We start from the raw sequence: 23,844 nt of genomic DNA on the forward strand, positions 1-23,844 counted from the left end.
CAGTGAAAAAGTTGATGGTTAAGAAGAAAAATTGAGACGGTGTGTCATGGCAAAAGGCAGGTTTCCTTCAATCCCCCGGAGCAGGATGACTTGATTGCCACTCCACAGCAGGACCCCATGACCGCTGGCTTGAGCGGGAGCTTCCTGAGGGGAGCGTTCCCAGTTGCCTTGCCAGGAGACAAAGGCCGAAATACGATCTCCATCAATCACCATGCGATCGATGGTCAGGTCCAGCTGAATAGTGGTAAAAGTAGCGAAGTCTTCTCGAACCTTGGCTTCTAAGAGGTCAAGGTTTTCAAGGGGAAGTAGTAGGTCCTGGAAGCCCGATGCATCGTGATTGACATAGGCTTTTTCCAGTGTTTTGATAGCTTGCACTACTCGTTGGAATCGGGCGTGGTCCTCAGGGTATTTGGGGGCTTTTTTCGAACATCCTGATCCTGCGAGGGAAATAAGGATCGGAAACGTTATTAAAAGCAACAAAAGATGGTTATTTAAAAATCGAAGCAGAATCATGAAATTCTATAATGAAGAAGAATGCTGGAGGGGGTCAAGAGAATTTATAGAAAGTAGATGATTAATGAGTGAAGGAACAGGTATGATGTGGATGGTTTCCTTGACACCTTTCCTGACCCTATGATAGGTAGTCAGCCGGCAGTCGGGGACTTGTTTGCCAAATTCAGCGCGAGACTCTCTGAACCAAGATAGCCGCATCGAATTCACCCAGGAATGTACCTTTATGTCCAGTGTTGTCAAAAAGCGACGGAAGAAAATGCGCAAGCATAAACATAAAAAACTCCTTCGCCGAATGAAGTTTGCCAAACGTCGTAATTAATTTACATAGGCGGGATGGTCAAGGGCTTGAATATGACCCAGGGGAAAAAAACTCGTATTCGGGTCCGTTCCTCTTTGTCGTCATATGTCGGAGATCTCTTAATCCCGCCTATGCGAAATAGAATTTCAGATGTGTTAAATGATGAGTCTGTCCTGTTTATTAACTTAACGGATGTGCTGATCAATGACACTGAACATTCTGCGTTTGTCGCTTTAAACAAAAATCAAATCGAATCGGTTATTCAACTCGACTAGCCTCCATTTTGTCATTTCTCTCGCCTTGTCGCACCCTCCGATTGTGAATTGGTGACGTCGCTTCTTACCTACCTCTAAACGGATTTAAGCACCTGTTCGTGTAAGGCCATTATGAACTATCTGTCTCGATTTATTCCCTTCCTCCGTCCCTATCTGATGACCATGGTCGGTGCGGGGGTTTTGGTGATGGGTGTCGCGGCCTGCAACCTGTTGCTCATCAGGTTGGGCGGCTCGCTGTGGGATCTTATAACGGTTCAACGGGACTTGCCGAAATTGACCAGCATGGTGTGGGTCTTTGTCGGGTTGGTGATCGGCCAGGGCCTGTTATCCATGGCTCATAGTTATTTGACCGCGCTGGCTTCCCAGCATGTAATGGCGGATTTTCGTACCCACGTCTTCTCTCATCTCCATCGGTTATCACTGAATTTCTTTGCGAAACGGCGAACCGGAGAGTTGATTTCCAGATTGATGAACGATGTCGGGGTGATTCAGAATTTATTAACGGAGACCCCGATGGATGCCCTGAAGCATCTTGTGACCATCATTGGGGGCGTGGGATTTCTTTTGGTGATGAATTGGCGGCTGTGTCTCCTGATTCTCATTCTCTTGCCTTTGCTGGCCCTTGTCGCCAGGATGTTTGGGAAGCGGTTAAAAGTCTTATCGATGCAAATTCAGGATCAAACCGCCCATGTCACCACGTTAATAGAAGAAGTGGTGTCAGGCATTAGGGTGGTCAAATCCTTTGTCCAGGGTAAACGGGAGGAAGCACGGTTTCGTTCAGCCATAGAGACCTTGTTAGCGACCACCATGAAACGGACCGCGGTGTTGGCCGTGTTTGTTCCCGTCATCACCTTCTGTACGTTTGTGATGGCGATTGGCGTCTTATGGTATGGGGGCAAGCAAGTCATCGAAGGTCAGCTATCACCTGGGGAATTATTTTCGTTTGTTCTCTTTGCGGGAATTTTAATTGGCCCATTCGGATCAGCCGCCCGGATGTTCTCTCAGGTGAAGGAAGTGCAAGGAGCGATGACGCGGGTGTTTGAGCTCCTGGATACTCCACTGGAAATTCAGGATAGTCCGATGGCAAAGGCCTTAACGCCCATTCACGGGCAGGTGCAGTTTGATCAAGTACAATTTAGCTATGAGGGCCGGCCCCCTGTTTTGGATGCCGTATCTTTCTCGATTCAGGCCGGGGAATGTGTGGCCCTGGTGGGACCAACCGGAGCCGGGAAAACGACTATTGTGAATTTACTGCATCGTTTTTATGACCCAACCGCCGGTCGGGTGCTGGTTGACGGGCATGATCTCACCTCCATTCAAGTGGATAGTTTGTATCAACAGTTAGCGCTTGTGCCTCAGGAAACACTGCTTTTTGGTGGAACGATCGCAGACAATATCCGGTATGGTCGAGCGGAAGCTCCTGAATCCGACATGATAGAGGCCAGTCGCCGAGCCAATGCGCATGAATTTATTCAGGCGCTTCCCGAGGGCTATGATACCATTCTAGGTGAAAAAGGAATTAATCTGTCTGGAGGACAGCGACAGCGCATCGCTATTGCAAGGGCGCTACTCAAAGATCCGAGAATTTTGATCCTGGATGAAGCCACCTCAGCCTTGGATAGTCAGTCGGAATCGTTGGTGCAGTCAGCCTTAACGGAGCTGATGAAGGGTCGTACCACGCTGATGATCGCGCATCGCTTTTCCTCCATTCAGCGGGCAGATCGAATTCTCGTCTTACATAAAGGCACAATTGTGGAGGAAGGACAGCACGAAGAACTTCTTGCCAAGCGGGGACTCTACCATCATCTCTATACACTGAGAGAGGTTGAGGGAATAACGGAGCGTATGGAGATCGCAGAACAACCCTTGCCTCAATAAAGGGTCATAGAGCCGGAAGGAAAACAAACAAAACCGGTTCTGAGTCCTGATCCGATTGAGACGAGAATAGTTCTCAATCCTCTGGCATCTTTATGCCTGGGTCTCATAAAAATCGGGTTAATGAATTTTGGAGAAGTCGGCTGGTATGTTAATCAGTTTTCCATCGGGAAAGAACACGGCGAGGGTTCCTGGAGCTAGTGGATCGAAGTCGGCATAGGCAAAGCGTGCGGTAAACCTCGACCGAAAGCTGACGGTATCTCCTGGATTTTTTCGGCCGCGCTCAGGAGGGCCAATATCCACGGGGCGAATCGTGTTTGAGCCTTGCTGAAGAGCAATATCTGCCCCTTCCGCAAAGAACTCATCTTCCCCGCATAAGCGAATTTCAACTTCAAGGTAGGGCATTTCCAGAATTTCCTGAATTTTAGCCTCCGGCATACGAATGTCTTGTTTCTGGCGTTTGGATTCCGCCGCTTCGCGTCGGCCAAAGTATTCCAACCAATAGAGTCGTGTTCTTAATATGGCATGTGCCCCACAGGGTTCCACTTCCGGGTTAGCGCCGACTCGAACTGCACGTTCCGAGGCTTTCATCACTGTAGCCACATCCTCTACTGAATCGGCTTGTTCCATGGTTTTGCGACCAGATGCCATCGCCTCATTGGCTTGCTCTAATGTGAGAGACAGGTCGATCCCGGAGGAAATGGATGGGTGAGTCCCTACACCGATTATAGTGAGGGCACAAAGAGTAAGCGGGAGACGAATGTACGAAGACAGCAATGAAACCATGCGCATTCTCCTTGGCACTTTTCGGGCATGACTCAGGATGAAAGTCGGAATTGTAGAGGACACCTGAAATCTTTGCAATCCCTGCCCTATGTACGGCTTGAGAGGGATCATGTCCGTACATATACACAGTTGGGGAGTAGGAGTAACTGGAAAAGTGATTTGTAGTTGACTCCCTCATGCCGCTCCGGTAGATTAGCGGCCTGTTTGGTTGAAATTAGGTGGACCGTCCCCCTACGGCACCAGTTATTTGGGGTTCTCGCCTCAGGTAAGCAATCCCTTATTACACGAAATATCATGTTGAACGTCAATTTCCCTTGAAGGGGTGTGGATTGCGAAGGACATCATCATTTGGAGAAACAATGAATATTGAGAAAGTTGAGCGTGTATACAGTGCGTACGCGTCTGTTTATGACCATACGTTTGGTAAAGTCTTTCAGCAATCACGCGAGTCGGCGGTGCGCGGCCTTCCTATTGAGCCCGGCCATCGAGTTCTCGAGGTCGGCGTAGGAACCGGAGAGGCGCTCCCTCTTTATCCCTCCTGTTGCGAAGTCCTTGGTATTGACCTCTCGGATGGCATGTTGGAACATGCCCGACGTCGGGTCCAGGAGCACCGGTTGGATCATGTGACCCTCAAGAGAATGGATGCGGGGAAAATGGATCTTCCCGATAATCACTATGATATTGTGATGGCTGCTTACGTGGTCACAGCAGTTCCTGATTATCGAAGTGTGGTGGATGAAATGATCCGGGTGTGTAAACCCGGTGGCCGGATCATCATGCTGAATCACTTTAGCAATGGGAATAAAGTTATTGCGGCGGTGGAAAAATGGATTTCTCCTTTCTGTAAGCATATTGGATTCAGAACCGATCTGGCATTGCACACGGTCCTGGAAGGCACGTGTCTGATGGTGGTCAATAAAAAGAAAGTGAACCCCTTGCGGTTCTGGCATTTGGTGGAATGCGTGAATAAAAAGAATGGTCAACAGGCTTTGTTCACAAATGGTTTTGCGTTGAATGGACATTCATAGCCCTCTCCACCCATTGTCGTGCCCTGTATCCCCTTGCCTCCGGACATTTTGCCCTATTCTCAGGTAGATCACGTCACGAAGGGTATGACTTGTCCTTCGTGAATCGGCTTCTTGCCCTGAACCCAACCTAAACGCGGCGTCATGAAGGTTGCCCTCTGCCTCCAACATGTCTTGTTTGAAGGCCCTGGCGTTTTTCGTCGGGCTCTAGAAACTCGTGGGTATGCGGTCAGAAATGTTGTCGTGCCCGCTGAGGGTTTGCCTGCAGGCCCATGGGACTTTCTCCTCATTATGGGGGGACCGATGTCCGTTAATGATGGTGATGCGTGGATCGAGGCCGAACTCAAATTTGTGATGACGGCTCTCGCGAAAGGTATTCCTGTCCTGGGGATTTGTTTTGGAGCTCAGTTGCTGGCGAAAGCGTTGGGTGGTTCGGTGACACCGGGGCCGAAGTTTGAACTTGGCATGAGTGCCGTGTCCCTTTCCGACCTGGGAAAAGTCGATCCTATCCTGAGTGCCATGCCCCAGGACTTTCTCGTGTTTCAATGGCATGGAGAAGGGATCACGCTTCCGCCTGGAAGCGTGCATCTGGTGACTTCTGCTGATTTTCCAGTTCAGGCATTCCGGATGGCGGATCGAACATATGGCCTCCTGTTTCATCTGGAATTAGAGGAATCGGGCATAGAGGCCTTGTGCCGGGAATGTCCTCAAGATGTTCAGCGAGGTGGGATGACACCGGAGTCAATTCAAGCCCCGTCGCGACCCCACCTACCCAGGCTCCATCAATTGGCTGATCGCTTCATTGAACATTTGATTCAGGCATGATGACACCTCCTTCTTGATTCATTTTCCCATTTCCCGTTTCGAAAGCATTTTTTCCTGGGCGGTACCGGAACGGGTTACATATTTGGTACCGTAGCAGGTTCATATTCACCGGTTTTTGATAAGGAGTACGAATTCATGGCTGAGTTTCCTATTCAATATGCAGAGCGGATCCGCACCTTACCCCCCTATTTATTCGCTGCCATCGATGACATGAAGCGTAAGGCCATCGAGCGGGGGATGGATATCATCAATTTGGGTATTGGCGATCCTGATTTGCCCACACCAGAACCGATCATTGAATCGTTACGACGTGCGGCGGGAAATCCCAAACATCATCAGTACCCGTCGTATGATGGCATGTTGTCATTTCGGACTGCGGTGGCCGATTGGTATCAACGTCGGTTTGGCGTGACCCTGGACCCCAAAACAGAAGTGGTGACATTGATCGGGTCAAAAGAAGGCATCGGCCATGTTCCGTTGGCCTTTGTCGACCCGGGAGATATTGTGTTGGTTCCGAGCCCGGGATATCCGGTATACCCGGTCGCAACCAGCTTTGCCGGGGGGATTTCCTACACCATGCCTTTGACAAAAGAGAATGGGTTTTTGCCGGATCTATCTGCCATTCCCAGGGATATTGCCCAAAAAGCCAAAATGATGTTTCTCAACTCCCCGAATAATCCTACGTCGGTGGTGGCGAGCAAGGAATTTTTCAAAAAGGTCGTGGATTTTGCGCGTGAGCATCAGATCATTGTCTGTCATGACGCCGCCTATTCCGAAATTTATTATGACGGCAACCGGCCTGCGAGCTTTATGGAGGCAGCGGGTGCAAAAGACGTGGGGGTGGAATTCCACTCGCTGTCAAAGACGTACAATATGACCGGATGGCGCATCGGATTCGCCGTTGGGCGAAAAGAAGTCATCGCGGGTTTGGGGAAGGTCAAAACCAACATTGATTCAGGCGTGTTTCAAGCGATCCAGGAGGCAGGCATTACCGCGTTGCAACTGGATGGTTCAGTGACAGAAGGCTTGCGAACGATTTATCAAGAACGGCGGGATGTTCTGGTGCCCGGCTTGAAAGCCATGGGATTGGAGCTGGATTCGCCTCCGGCGGCGTTTTATGTTTGGATCGGTGTGCCGAAGGGATTCACCTCGGCGTCTTTCACGGCCCATCTCATTGAGAAAGCCGGAATTGTGACCACGCCCGGCAATGGATTTGGCGATCCGGGAGAAGGGTATATCCGAATGACGGTCACGACCACAAAAGATAAATTGGCCGAAGCGGTGGAACGCATGAAAAAGATTGGCTGGTAGGTCCTTATTCATTTCGGCTAATCTGGTAAACATCGAAATGGCTCAAGAAATTGTGTATATCGGTTTTGGTTCCAACGTCGGAGATCGTCAGGAGTTATGCGATCGGGCTGTGGCGTTGATGAACCTGCTCCCTCGTTCTTGTGTCACAGGCGTGTCTTCATATTATGAATCTGAACCGATCGATCCCCAGGGAATCCTGGGACCTACCTGGTTTTATAATGGCGTGGTGCGGTTGGAAACTGGTCTCAGTCCCCAACGACTTCTGGGCATCCTCCAAGAAACCGAACGAGCGTTGGGCCGTGATGGAGATAACCGTTGCGGCCCCCGCACAATGGATTTTGATATTATCTTTTTTGGCCAACATGTGATCGAACAACCAGGACTCATTATCCCTCATCCGCGTCTGCATCAGCGACGATTTGTCTTGGAACCGCTTGTGGAATTAGATCCTGATTGGAATCATCCCTCCTTTCGCCGTTCGGTGAAAGAGTTGTTGTCGTCGCTTGAAGATACCAGTAGGGTCAACAAGCTGGATGTTATCCCCGGGGCGAAGTACGGCTCCCGACCAGCCTGCTCGTCTGGGCCTTCAGCCTGATCCATGCGAGTCTTCCACTCTGTTCGAAATCTCCATAGCTGGAGAACCAAGCAGGAATTGTTGGAAGGTCCGATTGGGTTTGTCCCGACGATGGGCGCCTTGCATGATGGACACCTGTCGTTAATGCAACGTGCGCGAAAGCAATGTCGGACCGTCGTCGTCAGTGTCTTTGTGAATCCGCTCCAGTTTGGTGAAACTGAAGATTTGGGCCGCTATCCGCGGAGTTTTCGCGCCGACCGGCGCTTGTGCCGGGAGGCTGGTGTGGATCTCCTCTTTGCTCCTCCTCCGGAAGAATTCTATCCAGCAAATTTCCAAACCACCGTCACGGTAAATCGTCTGACGCGACGCTGGGAGGGGGAAGCACGACCCACCCACTTTCAAGGGGTCACGACGGTGGTGACGAAGTTATTCGGTCTGGTCCGTCCTCATCTCGTGTACTTCGGACAAAAGGATTATCAACAATGCCTGGTGGTGAACCAGCTCATTCAGGATCTCAACTGGGATATGCGAATGATCCGTTGTCCAACGGTGCGGGAATACGATGGTCTAGCTGTCAGTTCCCGCAATCGATTTCTTTCAGCCCATCAACGCGTGCAAGCCGGGCTTTTGTCGAAGGCGTTACGGCAAGGGAGCGATGTCATTAGGACCGGATTCCGGAATGTTCGGACCATACAATCCCGAATGGAAAAGATTTTGGGGAGCGATCCCGATGTACATCTGGATTATCTGGCAATTTGTGATTCCAGGGATTTGGAGCCACTCACTCAGGTGCGTGGGACGGTGGTGATCTTAGGAGCCGTCAGATTGGGGAAGATTCGATTGATAGATAATCTACTCGTCCGTTGTCCCCGATGATAAGGTTAACCTGAAATAAGGTTGTTCGGGAGTTCGTTGGGATTGGGACCAGAGGGACCTACCGGGAAATATTCGGTTAAGACCTCACCACAGTGGGTAATGGCCTGACACAACGACTCCACGGGATTTCCTTTGTGGAAGCCTTCTTGAATCAGGCTCAGCATCGTGTTCCAGGTCTCCGCGGGAATCCGTTCAAGAATGACGCGGTCTGTCAGGATCTCAATCCGGTGTTCGAGTAACGAAATAAGAATCAACACACCTGTGCCGAGTTCTGTCCGATGAAGCCCATGTTCCTCAAAAGCCTGATGGGCGCGAAGGTTCACTTTATAGCTCATTCGTTCGTTGGAGGTGAGCACCCGAATCACCGAGTCGAACGTTCCCAACCAAAATCCAAGTCCATAGGAAGCAAACACCGCCAGAAGGAGCCACCCGGCATTGGTGGCATGCCATCCCCAAAACATCCATTCCCAATCCATGGTTAACAGGGCACTCAGCACAAAAAAAGCACAACCTGCTCCTGCCCGATATTGCGTCTCACGGTATCGGGCTGAGCGTTGAATGATCATTGGCACGATTTCTCCACGAGTATGGCGTTCAGCTTCCCGGATGCTTTGATGAATACGTTCATGATCCTGGTCTGAAAAAACCATCGTCATTTACCAGCTTCCCGAGGCGCCGCCGCCTCCGAAACTCCCGCCGCCTCCCCCAAACCCACCTCCAAACCCTCCCGATCCGCCTATTGATCCCGATTGTCCGGGCCATCCCAAGTTGGATCCGTGTATAAATGGGTTTCGAGTCGATGGGCCTCCGACATTGTTGAACAAACCGACAAGAAGGGAGGTCACCACCCCCGCGAGAATACCCAACCAGATGGCCATGGGAAATGCGACCAGAAACGACAGGACCATGCCAATCACGCTCCCATTCACACGTCGGCCAGAACCTAAAAATAAACCGGCCAACGTTCCCACTATGATGGCCAAGCCAAAAGTTTCCCAAAGCCCCATGTGCCCAGAATTCTCAATGGAGGAGGGAGTGTTGACATAGGTTCCTTCAATAGTGGCAAGAATGGCATGAGTACCGGACATGATCCCTCCGGAGAAGTCCCCCGATCGGAAACGGGGCACCACCTCATGGCGAATGATTCGCGAACTTTTGGCATCGGTCAATGTCCCTTCCAATCCATAGCCCACTTCGATGCGCACCTTTTTTTCTTGCACGGCAATCAGGAACAGGACGCCGTTGTCCGTGCCCTTTTTCCCAAGTGCCCAGGCCGTTGCCACCTGATGAGAAAGCTCCTCCAGGGGATGGCCTTCCAAGGAGGCAAGCGTGAGGACCGCCACCTGGTTGGAGGTTTTGGATTCATGGGCAGCCAAAGCGGTATTCAGGCTGGAAATGGCAGAAGGGGAAAGCAGCTGGGCCTGGTCTACGACCCGACCGGTGAGGGGCGGAATATCTAAGCACCAACCTGCCGAAGCCAGGAAGAAGGTACCGAGGAGTCCCAACCAGCCTAACCCGTGAAGGCTCAGCCCCGGTCTTGGCCTCATCATGTTCATGTCGTCAGGTGCACCACTGCAGGGTTAGAATTTCACCTCGGGAGGCGTCGACACGGCCTTTTCATCAGCGACAGTAAAGTTTGGTTTCACCTCAAGTCCCAAGAGGTATTTGGCCGTCAGATTGGTCGGGAAAAATCGAACACCCTTATTGAATTCCGCGACCTTGTCGATGTAGCGCTTGCGGGCCACCGTGATGCGATTTTCCGTACCTTCCAGTTGGCTTTGGAGATCACGAAAATTTTCATTGGCTTTGAGGTCAGGATATTTCTCGACCACGACCATCAGCCTGGAAAGAGCAGAAGTCAGTCCCTGTTGAACCTCTTGGAATTTCTGAAACAGTGTGGGATCTTTCAAGGCTTCCGGAGTGAGAGTTAGCCCCGCCACTTGGGAACGCGCTTGGGTCACCCCCTCCAGAGTGTCCTTTTCGTGGGCTGCATACCCTTTCACCGTCGCCACAAGATTCGGGATTAAATCCGCCCGGCGCTGGTATTGATTCAAGACCTCACTCCAGGCGGCATTGGTTTCTTCGTCCAGACCTTGGAGGTCGTTATAGCCGCATCCACTCAGGGATATAGTCAGCAGGAGCAATCCGAGCACAAGACGTTTACAAGAACTTTGCATTATCCATTCCTCCTCTGCGAGATAAGCCGGCGGTCCACTCAACAGGGCGTCATTATCAGATAATCACCGATATCGTGAAAACAAGAAATAGACAAATGATCGAGGAGGTAGGTGGGAAAGTCGGAGATGATTGTTAATTGTGGCACCCTTAGCAAAAAAGAGCAAATCTAATGAGATACGATTCTTTTCAGAAATTAGTCAAAATTAGGTGAAGCCTCAGACAAAAGGAATAGGATAGGTCATTGAAAAAAATCTCATAGCAATTGACATTTTTCCCTTTTGCGATTTGGGAAAAGATCGGCTGGCAGCCGGGGCTTTTTGGCAAAAGACCCAAAACCATTGGCGCCCCGTTCGGCCTCATTCTAATGGGTGGACGCTGTTTTTGAAAGGACGGGCTAACTCGCGATGCTCAGACAGTGCCCGTCGGTTTATTAGGGCGTCCACCCCATGGGTTTGGTCGGAAGGCGTCGGTTAGGATCGATTAACCTTGGTTTTGAAGAGATTGGGCTTCTAAAATTTTATCAAGAGACGCCGGGGAGTAGGTTGGGGGTTTGACCCATTTGCCGTCTTCCCGTTTGTGGCCGCCGACTTTGCTCATGTTCGACCGATGGACTTCCTTGAAGACCGGCTCCATGTCAATGCCCAGGGACACGGCGGTGCCATAGACGACATACAGCAAATCAGCAAGCTCCTTCGCAATTGAGGGTAAGTCCTTTCCCTGCATGGCTTCCTGCAGTTCGTCGAATTCTTCCTGGATGAGACGTTTCCGAAGGAGTTGGGTTGGCTCATCGGGGATCGAGGGAGTGGGAGACACGTGGATCTCAAATTGCTTGTGGAATTCCTGGACCATGCGTTGCGCGTCGTTCACTGTTCTTGACCTCCTCTGGCTCTTTTTTAATGGAGCAAAAAATGAAAATCTTCAGATTAATAGGCGACGATCAGATAAATGTCGTTTACGTTCGTGCCGGTTGGGCCGGTCATGATGTGACTGCGGATGTGCTGGAAGAAGGTATAGCTATCATGCTCTTGTAACGCTTGTTCAATGGAGAGGCCGTTCTTCTTGGCCCGCTGAACCGTCCTCCCATCGACTACGGCTCCGGCCGCATCCGTTGGGCCATCGGTCCCGTCAGTTCCGAACCCTGCCACAAATACTTTACTGAGTCCAGCCAGTTCCTGGGCTGCGGCTAGGACGCATTCCTGTGCACGCCCACCCTGGCCTTTTCCGGTGACGGTGACGGTCGGTTCTCCTCCGGCGATGAAACAGGCAGGTCGGTGAACCGGGTTGCCGAATTCCACGAGGTCTCTGGCAAAACCGCCCAGGATGCTGCCGATCTCCTTTGCTTCCCCTTGCAGGGAGTAAGGAAGAATGAAAGGTTTGAGCCCTAATAGCTTGGCAGATTTGGCCACCCCTTCGAGGGCCTGGCGATTGTTGGCAAGAATGATATGCCGATTTCGTAACGACTGTCTTCCGGTAGGTTTTCTGGGCGTCTGTTTATACTTGGTACAACCTTGTTGTAAGTGGCGTTGCACGGATTCAGGCACTTTGCGCCAAATCGAATACTGTTGAAGAATGTCTATGGCATTCTGGAATGTGGAGGAATCGGTGACCGTCGGGCCGGATCCAATGGTGGATAGGTCATCTCCTAAAACATCGGATATGATTAAGGTCAGGATCGTCGCCGGGGAGGCTTGGGCTAATTGCCCGCCCTTGATGGCAGACAAATGTTTTCGAACAATATTGATGTCATGAATCGTAGCTCCGCATCGTAAAAGCAACTGCGTGGTACGTCGTTTGGCAGCTAATGTGAGGCCGATTGATGGCGCACAGAGCAGGCTAGAAGCCCCACCGGAAAGTAGAACAATCAACAAGTCACGTCGAGAAAGTGAATGAGTCAGTGCCAGGAGCTGTTTCGTGGATTTTACTCCTCGTTCGTCCGGCATCGGATGTGCGGCTTCAAAAATGCCAACCTTGTCGCAAGGTACACCATATCCGTCAGGGACAATGATGGTTCCACCTTCCAGCTTATCTCCTAGCACCTGCTCCAGAGCCATCGCCATCTGTGCAGAGGCTTTCCCAGCTCCGACGCAGATGATGCGATCATAGTGAGTCAGATCGTACTGAATATCTTGAACCTGAAGTCGGTTCTTGTGGAGATGGAGGGTATCTGCAATGGCTTGAGCAGGGTTGCACGCATTCAGTCCTGCATTGAGGAGGGATTTCAAAATGCGTTTAGTGTCCGGACTGGAATGTTGGACGATGACGTGTGTGTTTTTAAGGTGTGGTAATGGCATCTGGATGATTGCTCAAGACATGATGGTAAGGAGAGTAAATGATTTTTCGAATAAAATTGTCTGCAATGTACCATATTATCAATCGAAATGAGTCTGAGAAATATAAGGTGAGTTTCTGTCACCCTCGTTAGTCAGTACAGGGAGTTCTCGAGAAGAGATAGAGGCCGGAGGGTCTTTCACCGAGTGTATGAAGATGGGGACCGGGACACAACTAATGGGAGGAAGGGGAGAAAGAGGACATCTGTCCTGATGGATCAGAAGGGGTTTGTCCGGATGCGAGGGGAGCTTGACGCCAGAGTCTTTGGTGAACCATGTTACTCAGTTCGATCAGCGAATAGGGCTTGGTAATCACGCCGACGAATCCATGGGAGGCATAATTGGCCATGATCGGATCATTCGAATATCCGCTGGACACGAGTGCCTTGACCTGTGGGTCAAGTTGGCGTAACCGGGCCAGGGTTCCCATGCCGCCGAGTTTTCCGGGCACGGTCAGGTCCAGGATCACCAAGAGAAAAGGCGTATGAGAGTCCATGGCCTGTTGATAGAGTGCCAGCGCTTCCTCTCCATCCTTTGCCATTTTTACCTCGTATCCACAATGCGATAACATTTCTCCTGCCATCATTCGAATTGACTCTTCATCATCCATGACTAAAATTTTTCCTTGCCCCTGACGAATATCCAGATTCAAGGGTTTGGGCGATGGGGTGGCCCTGGGAGAGGCAGGGAAGTAGAGTGTGAAGGTGGTGCCTCTTCCGACATGGGATTCCACAGCCACATGACCGGCGTGTTTTTTCATAATGGCATAGGTTGAGGCCAACCCCAGACCCTGTCCAGCTGACTTTGTTGTAAAGTATGGCTCAAAGATTTTTGGCAAATGATCTTCGGCGATTCCGATCCCTTCGTCGGTGATGGTGACTTTCACATATGGGCCAGTAGGAAGAGGCAGAGGGCTCCTGATGTCCGGATCGGATAATTGGAGGTTTTCTGCACGAATGGTGATGGATCCTCCCTGAGGCATCGCATGGATGGCGTTCATGAGGAGATTTTGTAAAACCTGGTTGATTTGTCCAGGGTCCGCTTCGATGGTCCATAGGTTTGGATCGGCCCATGTTTGGCATATAAGCGATGATCCGGAAAGAGCCAGATCGGAAGATTCCTTGATCAACTCGTGTAAGTCCACGGTTTGTTTAATGGGATCGCCGCCTTTCGAGAACGTGAGTAATTGGTGCGTCAGATGTTTGGCATGAAGGGCCGCACGTTCAGCGCGTTCTAAGTAGGCCTGGGGTTGCTTGGAAGAAGGCAAGATTTGTTTGGTCAGAGTAATATTTCCCAGGATGGTCGTCAGAAAGTTGTTGAAGTCATGGGCGATGCCGCCGGCTAGATTTCCCACCGATTCCAATTTTTGGGAACGAAGCAATTGGGCTTCCAGGCGCTGCTTTTCCTCTTCAGTTTTTTTGCGTTCCGTCACATCTCTTGTGACTCCCGTAATGCCTATGGGGCGATTGTGTTTATCGAGCAGGAGGCTTCCCCGCACCTCCGCCCAGGCTGAGGACCCATTGTGATGTTGATGTTCCAGGACTAACAAAAACGATCGATTTGGCTCATGAGGGTGGGATTCGTGATGGGCACGTTCCTGTTTGATGGCTTCCTTCAGAGTGACCATGGAAGCAGGCATCAAAATGGTGTCCGGCGAAATTGTGTCAAGGGCATGGCCCGAATACCCCAACAAACGTTCGAGAGAGGGACTGATATAGGAAAACTTCGACCCTTCCAGGTCCATGACCCAAATGACATCGGAAATTTTTTCGACAACCATTCGATACCGGGCTTCAGATTTTTGTAAATCGGCAGTCCGAATCCCCACAAGTGACTCAAGATGGTCTTTGTGATGAAGGAGTTCCTTTTCAATTTCTATGCGGTTCTTAATTTCCTTGCTTAAGGAACGATTAAACCTTTCAGCTTTCGAGTGAGCCTGTTTCAATTGGGTAATTAATTCGAAATTCTCTTTTTCTAAGGTGAGTGTGTTTTTTATCATGGAAAAGTTTCGGTAGGCGGTGACTGTAATCACAGCCAGAAAGGTAAAACCCATAATACCCACGGCTTGGTGGGGAGGGTCACCCTGTGCGAAAAATTGATAAGTGAGGGGCAACGTAGTGGGAAGACTGTAGGCCAAAAACGCAGGGAAATAGGCTGCATGGATGGCAGTTGAGCCTGCGGCCATTCCCCCCAGCACCAAGGCTAAAAACATTTGGTGGCTTGGGGAAGAAGATGGGTACAGTGCAATACCGGCCATGCCCCAAATCAATCCGGAGGCAGTATTGCCGGCCACAAACAAGCTCATCCATCTGCTTGGGTGTAAGAGTGGTTTCGAGACCCGGCGATAGGCCAAGACCAAACCTGACCAGAGAATGTTAATTCCCACAATACCGATGATCCACCAGGATACGACCGTTGAGGGAATAACCTCCATGAGAATAAAGGCAACCAGTCCGCCGTTAATGATGGAGGCCAGAATGGCCATCGGCACTAAAGAAAAAAGTTGATGAATTTGTTTACGACGAAGTTCAATGATTTGGTGGAGGGGTGAAGAAGAGAAGGGTGGATCTGAGGGTCGAATGTGACTCGATTCCGGCCGCGTGAGCATGTACGCTATTCCAATATTTTAGAGGTCCCGACATAAGCGATATCATGGTATGACTGGTTCATACCGTCAACCTGACGAAGAAGCGATAGTCGGAACGGAATCAGCCCCGCCTCTAGGTGATAGCCTGCCTCTCATGAAGGACAATGTCAAGACGACCGGGATTGTCTGGATAAAGAAAGGAACATGGGAAAGCCGGCTATCGCCGGGGTGCTATTCGAACCGGAAAGTTTGGATCGGGATCCCTGGAGTTTGGACCGGTTGCGGCCAATTTATGCTACGATCCCCAGGATGAGACCGTTCACACTTCTTCAGAAGACTATTACGGACTGCACGATCTGTGAACGGCTGACGACCTACCGTCAGGCTATTGCCAAGGAAAAGGTCAAACGGTTTCGGGATTGGAATTACTGGGGTCGGCCCATTACCGGGTTCGGGGATCCCAAGGCTCAGGTCTTCGTTGTGGGCTTGGCTCCCGCAGCTCATGGAGGGAATCGAACGGGACGCGTGTTTACCGGTGATCGAAGCGGAGACTGGTTGTATGAAGCACTGCATGTGTTCGGGTTTGCCAATCAGCCGGATTCGATCCATCGAGACGATGGGCTCACGCTCACCAATTGTTTTGTCGCGGCGGTGGTACGTTGTGCCCCCCCTGCCAACAAACCCACAAAAGCGGAATTCGCCGCCTGCCGTCCCTATTTGCAGGAAGAATTACGGTTGTTGGGGCGGGTCAAGGTTATCGTGGCCCTTGGGAAGATTGCCTTTGATGAATACTTGCGGACCTGCCAGGCAATGGGTTTGCACGTACCATCTCCTCGACCAAAATTCAGCCATGGGGCTCAATATGCCTTACCTTGGGGAGTGACCTTGGTCGGGTCTTATCATCCCAGTCAGCAAAATACCTTTACGGGCACACTCACCCGCCCGATGTTTCACGGGATATTTAGCACCGTCCGCAAGCTGATCTCACCCTCCTGAGATTCGGATTTTTCCATGGCCATAATGGTCCGATTAGGCCTTGTTGGAGGGTCTGGCTTCCCAATCCGAGAGAAATTTTTGTAAACCATTATCTGTCAACGGATGTTTGACGAGCTGCTGGAATACGGCATAGGGCATCGTGCAAATATGTCCGCCAGTGAGAGCCGCTTCGACTACATGTTGGGGATGCCGGACGCTGGCGACGAGCACCTGTGTGGTGAAATTGTAGTTTTCGTAGATCGTCAGGATTTGTCGAATAAGCTCCATGCCATTTGAACTGACATCGTCCAGCCGGCCAATAAATGGCGAGACGCACCATGCCCCGGCTTTGGCGGCCAACAAGGCTTGAGTGGGTGAGAAGCACAAGGTGACGTTGACACGGATACCTTCACTGGACAATTGTTTCGTGGCCTTGAGCCCTTCCGGGATGAGGGGACATTTCACCACGATATTCTTGTGAAGTTTCGCTAATTCCTTTCCTTCCTTCACCATGGCCGCGGCTTCCGTGCTGACGACTTCTGCACTGATGGGCCCATCCACAATTCCGCAAATTTCCAGGAGTAGATCCTTGAAATCACGTCCCTCCTTAGACACAAGCGAAGGGTTTGTGGTGATGCCATCGACCAGGCCATAACTGGCCGCTTCACGAATCTCCTTGACGCTGCCGGTATCGAGATAGAGCTTCATATCGAGTCCCCTTTTTGGTTTGTCCACTGGTGTTGTCTGAGTTGTCTCGTGTCCTATTGTAATCCACACCCCTGGCTTGTACAAATTTCCCTATCCATTATTTAGAAGGGAAATTCATCTGCGAGCCTGCCTGACAGATGGTCACGGAGGGGGAAGTGCCAGCCTCTAGGAGGGCAGTTACCTATTGTTGACCTACCACGCGGAGAGGAGGAAGATTGAGTCCTCCTCCAGGATGATGAGTAACATTGTTTGACTGGTAGAGGATCGAAGGCTAGAATTTTCACAGAGTAAACAGTGTGTTCGCGTTTTCAGTCATTGTTGGGGGAGGAGACGGGTGTGATCCACAAATATTTGCTGATAGGCCTGTTGGGATTATTGTGTGCCGGTTGTGGAGGGAATCCGTATTTAGACGCCTCCCTTGATCCCGCTAAATTTGAAGGAAAAGACAAGGCCTGGTTCGAGGAAAACTGGGGAAAGCCGAGCGGGAAATCCGCTCGATTCTTTGGAGGAGAAACCTGGGTGTATTCACGTATTTCCGGAGGTGAGTCGCGATTTCCCAATTTTAATTTTGCCCCGAATCTATGTCGTATTAATTTAGATTTTGATAAAGAAGGCAAGTTGGAAGATTATGATTATACGGATTGCTAAGAACTCTTGTGCCCAATGCACCTGCCAGGATTGAGGAGAGCGTCGCGCTGAATATTCCATTGCAAACGGATTTTCTTTCTTTGGGCTGTCTGCCCGCTCTTTGTCCGTAGGAGGCTGAATTGTCGCGGACAATTATCATTACACGAACAATCGACGAGTTGTTTGTGGCTGCCGCCAGGGAAGTGGTGCAGGTGGTGCTGGACTGTCGGAACGTCGGTCGCGAATGCCGTGTGGCATTGGCGGGTGGGTCCACACCCCGAGGCTTGTTCAAGCTCTTGACCGGTGCCCCCTACCGGGCTCAGATTTCCTGGGACCACCTTCGTGTTTTCTGGGGAGATGAGCGCACAGTCCCCCCGGATCACAAAGAAAGTAATTTCCGCATGGCTAAAGAGGCGTTATTATCTCATGTACCGATTCCCCCTAATCAGGTGTTTCGGATTGAAGGAGAATTTCCGGCCGATGAAGCCGCTGCACGATATGAAACCGTCTTGCGGGAACAATTCAACCTGTCATCGGGAGAGGTTCCATCGTTCGATCTGATCCTATTGGGTATGGGGCCTGATGGGCATACGGCGTCATTATTTCCTGGAACCTCTGCTGTGGCAGAGTCTCAAAAACTGGTGGCGGCTCCATGGGTCGAAAAATTACAAACGCATCGGGTGACGTTGACCCCACCGGTACTCAATGCGGCAAAGCACGTGGTTTTTCTGGTCAGTGGAGTGGATAAAGCAACGGCGCTACAGGTGGTGTTGGAAGGGCCGGTAGATCCTGCCCGCTATCCCGCCCAGGTTGTGAATCCTACGGCAGGTCAGTTGGTGTGGTTGATCAATCAGGATGCGGCGGGTCTATTGAAGAGAGAAACGATGACGTCACGTGTGTGAAGAAGGAGAGGTAAAATGAAAATGGTCAAGGCGCCAGAGGCATTTATTCACGCCCTCCATAAAAAACCCATGACGTGTCCCACGCGGGATTGTTCGGGATCCGTGGCTGTGGAAGAGCGTTCCCGGCCCACTGACCGGGTGAAATCGTTTGGATTGCACTGTGAGCAATGTGATTGGCACGACACGATAACGGGCGATGAACAACTGGATCCACCGTGGGATGAAGGGTCCTTGATGGAAATTACCGAGGAGCATCTTCTGCATTTAGAACCGGTTTGTCCGTATGATCAATCTCCGGTTGATTTTCATTCGCTGCCTAATCCACGTCGTCGGGCTCGCTATCGCATTTCATGTTTTTTCTGTGGACGGCAGGAGGAATTGGATTGGCCGCCTGAGGAAGCGAAGCGATAATCCTTGAAAGTGTGCCGGGGCCTGAGATTTCCCCTCAGCGTCCATGCGTGTTATTCCTCATACCCTGTCATTTGTATCAGACTCATCTTTGGTCAAACTCATGAAAAAAATAAAAAAAAAGAAATCGGCTTCTCAAGCCGTGCCGGCTTTTCTTGTGGGGTGGACTCATGGAGAGCCGCCTCCGCCAGGCTATATCGCTGCCTGGTTCGATGAAGCATATGGTGGGCCATTGCGCATACGTTTTCTCGCCTCGACCGGGCACCATCATTTTGAGGCGGCCCATATCAATTGGATGGCCGAAGTCAATATTGAACCTTCAACTAAAATATTGGAACAGTGGCAGGGTCGCTTACAGTGGGAACAACCCCGCTTGGCCCTTCTGTTTCATCCGAGCAATACGGCGACTGATCGTCGGGATGTCGTTTTGCATGTGGCGAGAATGGCGAGGGGAGTGACTCTGCTCACCGACGGAACAACCTATGATGTGGCGACTGGTGCGTATCTCAATCCCTCGGATTGGCGTGATCGGGATTTGGAGGTCTTTCAAATCACCGATCACATTCAGGTAGAACATCGTGAATACGTGCAGCGGGCGCGCATGTGGTTCCATACCAGGGGCATGACGAAATTTGGCTTGGAGGAAATCGAGACCTTTCAACCCATGGGCTTATCGGGTCGAGAGGTGAAGGACACCGTGCTTAGGATTGCGGGCCATTTAATCGAGGAGGGGAAGAACCCAAAGGTTGGGGAACGAATCGTTCTTGAGGGAAGGGGCCCTCAGGTGGTAGTGGTGCGTCATCGGACCGATCCCGTATATGGAATTCCTCTCGCATTCCGAGAGTTTACCCTCGAATAACAGCAACTTCAGCACACAGGATTCTGGCATCGAATGCGGTTACCGTGGGGGAGAAACGACGGTAATGCGAGTCCGTGCGCCTCCTCCAATCGCTTGATCGCAGGGGCTCAGTTCCGTATCAATGGCAATATTGGGAATGGATCCCGGCTTGCTCATGAGTTGCCGGGTAAGTGCCTCTCCCGAAGCCACAGGCTGTGGTAGGCGATACAGATAGATCATGCCGATATCGTTCGCTTGAAACCAGCTTGCATCTAAGCTTCTCCTGTAAAATTCCAGAATTTTTTCAGGCGGATCAGGGGTGAGGAGCACGGCTGAAGGAATCGTCTGATAGGCCTGTCCATGAATTTGAGCATTTGCGCTGGGCATGGCACTGGCCAGGACCGCATTCGGATATGAGGGAATCATGAAATATTGTGCTGGAGGCGTCCAGTTGTGGAGAAATATTTCCTGCATGGTGGTGAGCCGGCATTGGGGGTTTTTGCTCACGGCGGAAAAGTCAGCCAGGGGGGCATAGGAGTCTGCATGGGCGAGCGTCGGTAACACGATCAGAGATATGAGACCCAGCAAAAAAAACTTTTTCATGCCTTGACTCCTTGCATCCTTGGGGGTTGAGAACATTTGCAAGTTCAGTATACAAAAAGAGAATCATGGAGTAAGCATGATGGGCCGTCAACGGAGAGGGGTTCCATGAATTCGGCGGCTTGAGTGGTGAGACAGAATGAAATTTCCCAGAACCTGTCAGGGAAGCTATTCAGCCTCATAATACCAAATAGCCCCATGAGGTGAGGCCGAACACTGGTGCTGGTCTTCAGTTATGAAAGCTTTGGGGCAGTTGCTGGTTTTTGATTAATCACGTTCATGGCCAACGCAATCATCGAGCCCACATCGGACACGGAAGCGGGGAGCACGAGGGTGTTACTGGCTTTCGCCAATTCCCCAAACTCTCCGATATATTGTTCCGCAACCCGAAGTTGAACGGCCTCATATCCGCCGGGGAGTTGAATCGCTTCGGCGACCTTTCGAATACCCTCAGCCGTGGCGGTCGCAATCGCCAAAATGGCCGACGCTTCTCCTTCCGCTTCATTGATTTGTTGCTGCCGCTTTGCTTCTGAGGCTTTGATGACTTGCTGCTTGTTCCCCTCGGCTTCATTAATGGCCGCATCCCGTTGACCTTCGGATGCCAGTACCACCGCGCGCTTTTCCCGTTCCGCCCGCATTTGTTTTTCCATGGCGCTGAGGACGTCCTTGGGCGGGTTGATATTACGAATTTCGTATCGAAGAACTTTGGCGCCCCAGGGGGAGGAAGCTTTGTCTAGTTCGTTCACGACGGAAATATTGATTGTCGTCCGTTCTTCAAAGGTTTTATCCAGGTCAATTTTCCCGATCTCACTACGAAGGGTGGTTTGGGCCAGTTGAGAAATGGCGAACCGGTAATCCGTAATACCATAGGAAGCCCGTTCGGCATCCAAGACTTTGATATACAAGACCCCGTCAACACCGACCTGCACGTTATCTCTGGTTATGCAAATTTGTTCGGGAACATCCAAGGCCATTTCTTTTAAGGTATGTTTGTATCGAACAACATCCAAAAAAGGGATAAGAATGTGAAGTCCGGCGTTTAATGTTGAGGCATAGCGTCCTAATCGTTCAACGACATATGCGCTCTGTTGTGGGACCACGACAGCCGTTTTTGCCAGAATGATAAACGCGAGCCCGGCCAAAACCAATGTGACCAACAATTCACCCGACATGAGATCCCTCCTGTGCGATCGCGTCCGCCTGGATCCAGAGCGTCAAACCTTCCACTCGAATAACTTTGGCCTGCGATCCTTTTCCTAGGGTTGATGTTCCGGCATTGCGGGCCGTCCAGCTTGTTCCATGGAGTTCCACCTTCCCTATTCGTTGAGCCTCAAGATTTTCCAGAACAGTGGCAACCTCTCCGACCATAGAATCCACGGGAACCCCATCCTTTTCCCTTATGAAACCTGTTCCTTGAAGGGGTTTCCTCATGGCGAAGAGAGAGAGGATGCCGAAGAGCACGAAACACAACCATTGCAGCCAGGCGGCTTCGGTCAAGGTTAACCAGGTGAGGGCACTCACCATCAAAGCCGCGACCCCGAAAAACAGAAAATAAAAATTGCCGAGGCCTCCGAGGGTGAGGATTTCCAACCCTATTAATACCAAACCCATTATTGACCAATGCCACCAAAGCATCGGGGAAGGACTCCTCTCTGTTGTAAGAATAGCGGCAGAGGGAGACAGGGGGAGCCGAGCTACTGCCGTTTTTCTATTATATCGGGCGTCGTATGGCGAAAACTAAGACCGAATGAATTTTTTTAGTTGAGATGGGAACACTGCGGTACCGTATTAGGGGAAAGACTAGCACAAATTTCCAGAAAGGTCTTCCTTCCAGGGAGACAACGCGACATGTGAAATGGGAGGTTGCCGGTGTATCCATGAACATTCAGCATTGCCCTGCACACTCTGTCTTTTGGCCTGAGGAATGTTCGGATTGGATTCGATATTTTCAAACAAAACCGGGCACAATGCCCGGGGCCCGTGAATTCCCCGGCACGCCTTTTTTTCCCGTTTGAGAAAACGGAAGTTGTCAGATGAAGACAACCAACAAGTACCATTTCCGGCTACACAGGTTTGTGGTGATGTATCGTGCAATGTCGCGGGTCCTGTTTCACCCAGTGGGCAGGTCAGGGTGTTCGACAAAAACAGAGGGTGGAAACTTTTTGCCGGTTTTAGAGTGGCGGAGGGTGCGTTTCAGGACGAAGTCAAACAACAAAGGATTGAAGTCATAGATTTCATTGAGGGCGTCCCGTTCTTCAGGTTTGATGTGACCCGAGGACACGAGTGAGCGGGTCCGAATCACGATATTGATTGCAGGCAGGGGATAATCGCTTCCATTGATGAGTCTGGGGTGAATGGAGGGCTTGGATAAGATCATATCGATGTTGTGATGCCGATTGTATTGGGTCAAGGCCGAAATATCAGCAAAGACTAAGCCTGTATACTTGGGGTCTTCGAGCATCTGAATGGCCAGATCGATATAGGGCGTGCCGGGAGGACAAAGGGGCTCCTCATTTTTTTCGCATTCCCCCAAACTGGCGACATGCGCCATCACGACTTTCACGCCCATATCCAAAGGCCTTTTTAATAACAAGGGATTTCCAAATCGCTGAAATTCCTCTGCTTCCGTGGCAACCTCCACACCCGTATGGGAAATCAGAACCATGTCGTGCTCTTTCATGATGCGGTAATACGGAACGAGTTTGTCCTGCATCGTCTCTGACGCCGGGTGCATGCCCATGGCATTGGGCAGCCATTTCACAAATCGAACGCCTTGTTGTGCATAGTGACGAAGCGCGGTTGTGGCATCCTCCCGATAAGGATGAATGGAGATGATAGGGAAAAAGATTTCGGGGTTCTTCTTGGCGATGGTCATCACATATTCATTAGGCACGTAAAACGTTGATAACTCCCGATGAGGTTGCCCCTGCTCGTCATGAAAGAAGTCAAACGCCATGATGCCGAACTTTCCCTGTTCAGGCATGAACTGAATGAGGTCTTTCAAGCGCGTAAGGTACTCTGCGTTGGCCTGTTGTTCGCCGGTTATCCCTGCTGCACTCTTATAGATTTCAAATTGGAAAAAATGAGTTAATCCGCTCCACGGTGATTGCCATTCCTCATTAACGAAAGTTCTATTGATGTCCTCATTCATGCCCAGCATATGCACGTGATAATCGCGACGGGCATTACCGTGAATGCCGTCGAATGCCTGTTCGATGAGCGCGCGTGCACTGGCGCTCATCTCTTTTTCCAAATCCTTGGGTTCATGATCGAAGGCGCCCCCCAAAAGATCGCAGGAAGCACAGAAGACGCTCACAGCACCCGGAGAAGATATGT

At 50.8% G+C, this 23,844-nt stretch carries 26 protein-coding genes; 13 read left to right on the forward strand and 13 right to left on the reverse strand.

Features of this window, described 5'->3' with window-relative positions:
* Positions 1 to 18: 18 nt before the first annotated feature.
* Complete coding sequence (locus PJI16_07060; protein ID MDT3777315.1) at positions 19 to 513, reverse strand: hypothetical protein; 495 nt, start codon at positions 511 to 513, stop codon at positions 19 to 21.
* 223 nt (positions 514 to 736) lie between these two features.
* On the opposite strand from PJI16_07060, the gene PJI16_07065 reads away from it, so the two are divergent.
* The 3 genes from PJI16_07065 (at position 737) to PJI16_07075 (ending at position 2,964) form a co-directional block, all read left to right on the forward strand.
* Positions 737 to 832 (forward strand): AURKAIP1/COX24 domain-containing protein, encoded by a 96-nt coding sequence (locus tag PJI16_07065; GenBank protein ID MDT3777316.1) that lies wholly within the window; start codon positions 737 to 739, stop codon positions 830 to 832.
* A 26-nt stretch (positions 833 to 858) separates the two neighbouring features.
* Entirely contained in the window at positions 859 to 1,086 is a 228-nt protein-coding gene (locus tag PJI16_07070; protein MDT3777317.1) for a hypothetical protein, read from the forward strand.
* Between the two features lie 111 nt (positions 1,087 to 1,197).
* Entirely contained in the window at positions 1,198 to 2,964 is a 1,767-nt protein-coding gene (locus PJI16_07075) for an ABC transporter ATP-binding protein (GenBank protein ID MDT3777318.1), read from the forward strand.
* A 117-nt stretch (positions 2,965 to 3,081) separates the two neighbouring features.
* On the opposite strand, the gene PJI16_07080 is transcribed toward PJI16_07075, so the two are convergent.
* On the reverse strand, positions 3,082 to 3,747 hold the full coding sequence (locus tag PJI16_07080; protein MDT3777319.1) for a hypothetical protein: 666 nt from the start codon (positions 3,745 to 3,747) through the stop codon (positions 3,082 to 3,084).
* Positions 3,748 to 4,106: 359 nt separating this feature from the next.
* On the opposite strand from PJI16_07080, the gene PJI16_07085 reads away from it, so the two are divergent.
* The 5 genes from PJI16_07085 to panC all read left to right on the forward strand — a co-directional run bounded on the left by PJI16_07085 (position 4,107) and on the right by panC (position 8,358).
* The gene (locus PJI16_07085; protein ID MDT3777320.1) at positions 4,107 to 4,775 is read left to right on the forward strand and encodes a methyltransferase domain-containing protein; all 669 of its coding nucleotides are present in this window, start codon (positions 4,107 to 4,109) and stop codon (positions 4,773 to 4,775) included.
* A 141-nt stretch (positions 4,776 to 4,916) separates the two neighbouring features.
* Complete coding sequence (locus tag PJI16_07090; protein ID MDT3777321.1) at positions 4,917 to 5,597, forward strand: type 1 glutamine amidotransferase; 681 nt, start codon at positions 4,917 to 4,919, stop codon at positions 5,595 to 5,597.
* A 135-nt stretch (positions 5,598 to 5,732) separates the two neighbouring features.
* Entirely contained in the window at positions 5,733 to 6,908 is a 1,176-nt protein-coding gene (locus tag PJI16_07095; GenBank protein ID MDT3777322.1) for an LL-diaminopimelate aminotransferase, read from the forward strand.
* A gap of 37 nt (positions 6,909 to 6,945) precedes the next feature.
* A complete protein-coding gene (gene folK, locus PJI16_07100; GenBank protein MDT3777323.1) occupies positions 6,946 to 7,503 on the forward strand; it encodes a 2-amino-4-hydroxy-6-hydroxymethyldihydropteridine diphosphokinase in 558 nt (185 codons plus the stop codon).
* 3 nt (positions 7,504 to 7,506) lie between these two features.
* Positions 7,507 to 8,358, forward strand: coding sequence for a pantoate--beta-alanine ligase (panC, locus tag PJI16_07105; protein ID MDT3777324.1), 852 nt, complete (start codon positions 7,507 to 7,509; stop codon positions 8,356 to 8,358).
* A gap of 5 nt (positions 8,359 to 8,363) precedes the next feature.
* On the opposite strand, the gene PJI16_07110 is transcribed toward panC, so the two are convergent.
* From PJI16_07110 to PJI16_07135, 6 genes are all read right to left on the reverse strand, one after another.
* Positions 8,364 to 9,014 carry a TPM domain-containing protein gene (locus PJI16_07110; GenBank protein ID MDT3777325.1) on the reverse strand — a complete coding sequence of 217 codons (651 nt, stop codon included), beginning with the start codon at positions 9,012 to 9,014 and terminating at the stop codon, positions 8,364 to 8,366.
* The gene (locus PJI16_07115) at positions 9,015 to 9,908 is read right to left on the reverse strand and encodes a TPM domain-containing protein (GenBank protein MDT3777326.1); all 894 of its coding nucleotides are present in this window, start codon (positions 9,906 to 9,908) and stop codon (positions 9,015 to 9,017) included. It abuts the gene before it with no gap.
* A gap of 30 nt (positions 9,909 to 9,938) precedes the next feature.
* On the reverse strand, positions 9,939 to 10,535 hold the full coding sequence (locus PJI16_07120) for a LemA family protein (GenBank protein MDT3777327.1): 597 nt from the start codon (positions 10,533 to 10,535) through the stop codon (positions 9,939 to 9,941).
* A gap of 481 nt (positions 10,536 to 11,016) precedes the next feature.
* Positions 11,017 to 11,403: a MazG nucleotide pyrophosphohydrolase domain-containing protein gene (locus PJI16_07125; GenBank protein MDT3777328.1), complete on the reverse strand. Its 387-nt coding sequence runs from the start codon at positions 11,401 to 11,403 to the stop codon at positions 11,017 to 11,019.
* 56 nt (positions 11,404 to 11,459) lie between these two features.
* Positions 11,460 to 12,827, reverse strand: coding sequence for a glycerate kinase (locus PJI16_07130; protein ID MDT3777329.1), 1,368 nt, complete (start codon positions 12,825 to 12,827; stop codon positions 11,460 to 11,462).
* 211 nt (positions 12,828 to 13,038) lie between these two features.
* The gene (locus tag PJI16_07135; protein ID MDT3777330.1) at positions 13,039 to 15,471 is read right to left on the reverse strand and encodes an ATP-binding protein; all 2,433 of its coding nucleotides are present in this window, start codon (positions 15,469 to 15,471) and stop codon (positions 13,039 to 13,041) included.
* A gap of 183 nt (positions 15,472 to 15,654) precedes the next feature.
* On the opposite strand from PJI16_07135, the gene PJI16_07140 reads away from it, so the two are divergent.
* Complete coding sequence (locus tag PJI16_07140) at positions 15,655 to 16,446, forward strand: uracil-DNA glycosylase (GenBank protein MDT3777331.1); 792 nt, start codon at positions 15,655 to 15,657, stop codon at positions 16,444 to 16,446.
* Positions 16,447 to 16,479: 33 nt separating this feature from the next.
* Here the strand turns inward: PJI16_07140 and fsa are convergent, their stop codons facing one another.
* A complete protein-coding gene (fsa, locus tag PJI16_07145) occupies positions 16,480 to 17,133 on the reverse strand; it encodes a fructose-6-phosphate aldolase (protein ID MDT3777332.1) in 654 nt (217 codons plus the stop codon).
* Between the two features lie 336 nt (positions 17,134 to 17,469).
* Here fsa and PJI16_07150 point away from each other — a divergent pair, with 336 nt between their 5' ends.
* The 4 genes from PJI16_07150 (at position 17,470) to PJI16_07165 (ending at position 19,929) form a co-directional block, all read left to right on the forward strand.
* Entirely contained in the window at positions 17,470 to 17,781 is a 312-nt protein-coding gene (locus tag PJI16_07150) for a hypothetical protein (protein MDT3777333.1), read from the forward strand.
* Between the two features lie 119 nt (positions 17,782 to 17,900).
* Complete coding sequence (gene pgl, locus PJI16_07155) at positions 17,901 to 18,662, forward strand: 6-phosphogluconolactonase (protein ID MDT3777334.1); 762 nt, start codon at positions 17,901 to 17,903, stop codon at positions 18,660 to 18,662.
* A 15-nt stretch (positions 18,663 to 18,677) separates the two neighbouring features.
* Positions 18,678 to 19,073, forward strand: coding sequence for a hypothetical protein (locus PJI16_07160; GenBank protein ID MDT3777335.1), 396 nt, complete (start codon positions 18,678 to 18,680; stop codon positions 19,071 to 19,073).
* Positions 19,074 to 19,173: 100 nt separating this feature from the next.
* Positions 19,174 to 19,929 carry a hypothetical protein gene (locus PJI16_07165; GenBank protein MDT3777336.1) on the forward strand — a complete coding sequence of 252 codons (756 nt, stop codon included), beginning with the start codon at positions 19,174 to 19,176 and terminating at the stop codon, positions 19,927 to 19,929.
* A gap of 39 nt (positions 19,930 to 19,968) precedes the next feature.
* Here PJI16_07165 and PJI16_07170 read toward each other — a convergent pair whose 3' ends face one another.
* The 4 genes from PJI16_07170 to PJI16_07185 form a co-directional block, all read right to left on the reverse strand.
* Positions 19,969 to 20,511, reverse strand: a complete 543-nt coding sequence (locus PJI16_07170; protein MDT3777337.1) for a hypothetical protein — start codon at positions 20,509 to 20,511, stop codon at positions 19,969 to 19,971.
* 230 nt (positions 20,512 to 20,741) lie between these two features.
* On the reverse strand, positions 20,742 to 21,680 hold the full coding sequence (locus tag PJI16_07175; protein ID MDT3777338.1) for a paraslipin: 939 nt from the start codon (positions 21,678 to 21,680) through the stop codon (positions 20,742 to 20,744).
* Positions 21,670 to 22,119 (reverse strand): NfeD family protein, encoded by a 450-nt coding sequence (locus tag PJI16_07180; GenBank protein MDT3777339.1) that lies wholly within the window; start codon positions 22,117 to 22,119, stop codon positions 21,670 to 21,672. The genes PJI16_07175 and PJI16_07180 overlap by 11 nt, the downstream gene beginning before the upstream one ends.
* Positions 22,120 to 22,618: 499 nt before the next feature.
* On the reverse strand, positions 22,619 to 23,749 hold the full coding sequence (locus PJI16_07185; protein ID MDT3777340.1) for an amidohydrolase family protein: 1,131 nt from the start codon (positions 23,747 to 23,749) through the stop codon (positions 22,619 to 22,621).
* Positions 23,750 to 23,844: the final 95 nt, after the last annotated feature.

It is taken from the genome of Nitrospira sp. MA-1 (assembly GCA_032139905.1).
In the GTDB taxonomy this organism is placed as follows: domain Bacteria; phylum Nitrospirota; class Nitrospiria; order Nitrospirales; family UBA8639; genus Nitrospira_E.

Bases quoted from the DNA above. Each gene is read 5' to 3' on its own strand.
- PJI16_07060 (MDT3777315.1), bottom strand. From the start codon at position 513: ATGATTCTGCTTCGATTTTTAAATAACCATCTTTTGTTGCTTTTAATA.
- PJI16_07065 (MDT3777316.1), top strand. From the start codon at position 737: ATGTCCAGTGTTGTCAAAAAGCGACGGAAGAAAATGCGCAAGCATAAA.
- PJI16_07075 (MDT3777318.1), top strand. From the start codon at position 1,198: ATGAACTATCTGTCTCGATTTATTCCCTTCCTCCGTCCCTATCTGATG.
- PJI16_07080 (MDT3777319.1), bottom strand. From the start codon at position 3,747: ATGGTTTCATTGCTGTCTTCGTACATTCGTCTCCCGCTTACTCTTTGT.
- PJI16_07085 (MDT3777320.1), top strand. From the start codon at position 4,107: ATGAATATTGAGAAAGTTGAGCGTGTATACAGTGCGTACGCGTCTGTT.
- PJI16_07090 (MDT3777321.1), top strand. From the start codon at position 4,917: ATGAAGGTTGCCCTCTGCCTCCAACATGTCTTGTTTGAAGGCCCTGGC.
- PJI16_07095 (MDT3777322.1), top strand. From the start codon at position 5,733: ATGGCTGAGTTTCCTATTCAATATGCAGAGCGGATCCGCACCTTACCC.
- folK (MDT3777323.1), top strand. From the start codon at position 6,946: ATGGCTCAAGAAATTGTGTATATCGGTTTTGGTTCCAACGTCGGAGAT.
- panC (MDT3777324.1), top strand. From the start codon at position 7,507: ATGCGAGTCTTCCACTCTGTTCGAAATCTCCATAGCTGGAGAACCAAG.
- PJI16_07110 (MDT3777325.1), bottom strand. From the start codon at position 9,014: ATGACGATGGTTTTTTCAGACCAGGATCATGAACGTATTCATCAAAGC.
- PJI16_07115 (MDT3777326.1), bottom strand. From the start codon at position 9,908: ATGATGAGGCCAAGACCGGGGCTGAGCCTTCACGGGTTAGGCTGGTTG.
- PJI16_07120 (MDT3777327.1), bottom strand. From the start codon at position 10,535: ATGCAAAGTTCTTGTAAACGTCTTGTGCTCGGATTGCTCCTGCTGACT.
- PJI16_07130 (MDT3777329.1), bottom strand. From the start codon at position 12,827: ATGCCATTACCACACCTTAAAAACACACACGTCATCGTCCAACATTCC.
- PJI16_07135 (MDT3777330.1), bottom strand. From the start codon at position 15,471: ATGCTCACGCGGCCGGAATCGAGTCACATTCGACCCTCAGATCCACCC.
- PJI16_07140 (MDT3777331.1), top strand. From the start codon at position 15,655: ATGGGAAAGCCGGCTATCGCCGGGGTGCTATTCGAACCGGAAAGTTTG.
- fsa (MDT3777332.1), bottom strand. From the start codon at position 17,133: ATGAAGCTCTATCTCGATACCGGCAGCGTCAAGGAGATTCGTGAAGCG.
- PJI16_07160 (MDT3777335.1), top strand. From the start codon at position 18,678: ATGAAAATGGTCAAGGCGCCAGAGGCATTTATTCACGCCCTCCATAAA.
- PJI16_07165 (MDT3777336.1), top strand. From the start codon at position 19,174: ATGAAAAAAATAAAAAAAAAGAAATCGGCTTCTCAAGCCGTGCCGGCT.
- PJI16_07170 (MDT3777337.1), bottom strand. From the start codon at position 20,511: ATGAAAAAGTTTTTTTTGCTGGGTCTCATATCTCTGATCGTGTTACCG.
- PJI16_07175 (MDT3777338.1), bottom strand. From the start codon at position 21,680: ATGTCGGGTGAATTGTTGGTCACATTGGTTTTGGCCGGGCTCGCGTTT.
- PJI16_07180 (MDT3777339.1), bottom strand. From the start codon at position 22,119: ATGGGTTTGGTATTAATAGGGTTGGAAATCCTCACCCTCGGAGGCCTC.
- PJI16_07185 (MDT3777340.1), bottom strand. From the start codon at position 23,749: ATGAGCGCCAGTGCACGCGCGCTCATCGAACAGGCATTCGACGGCATT.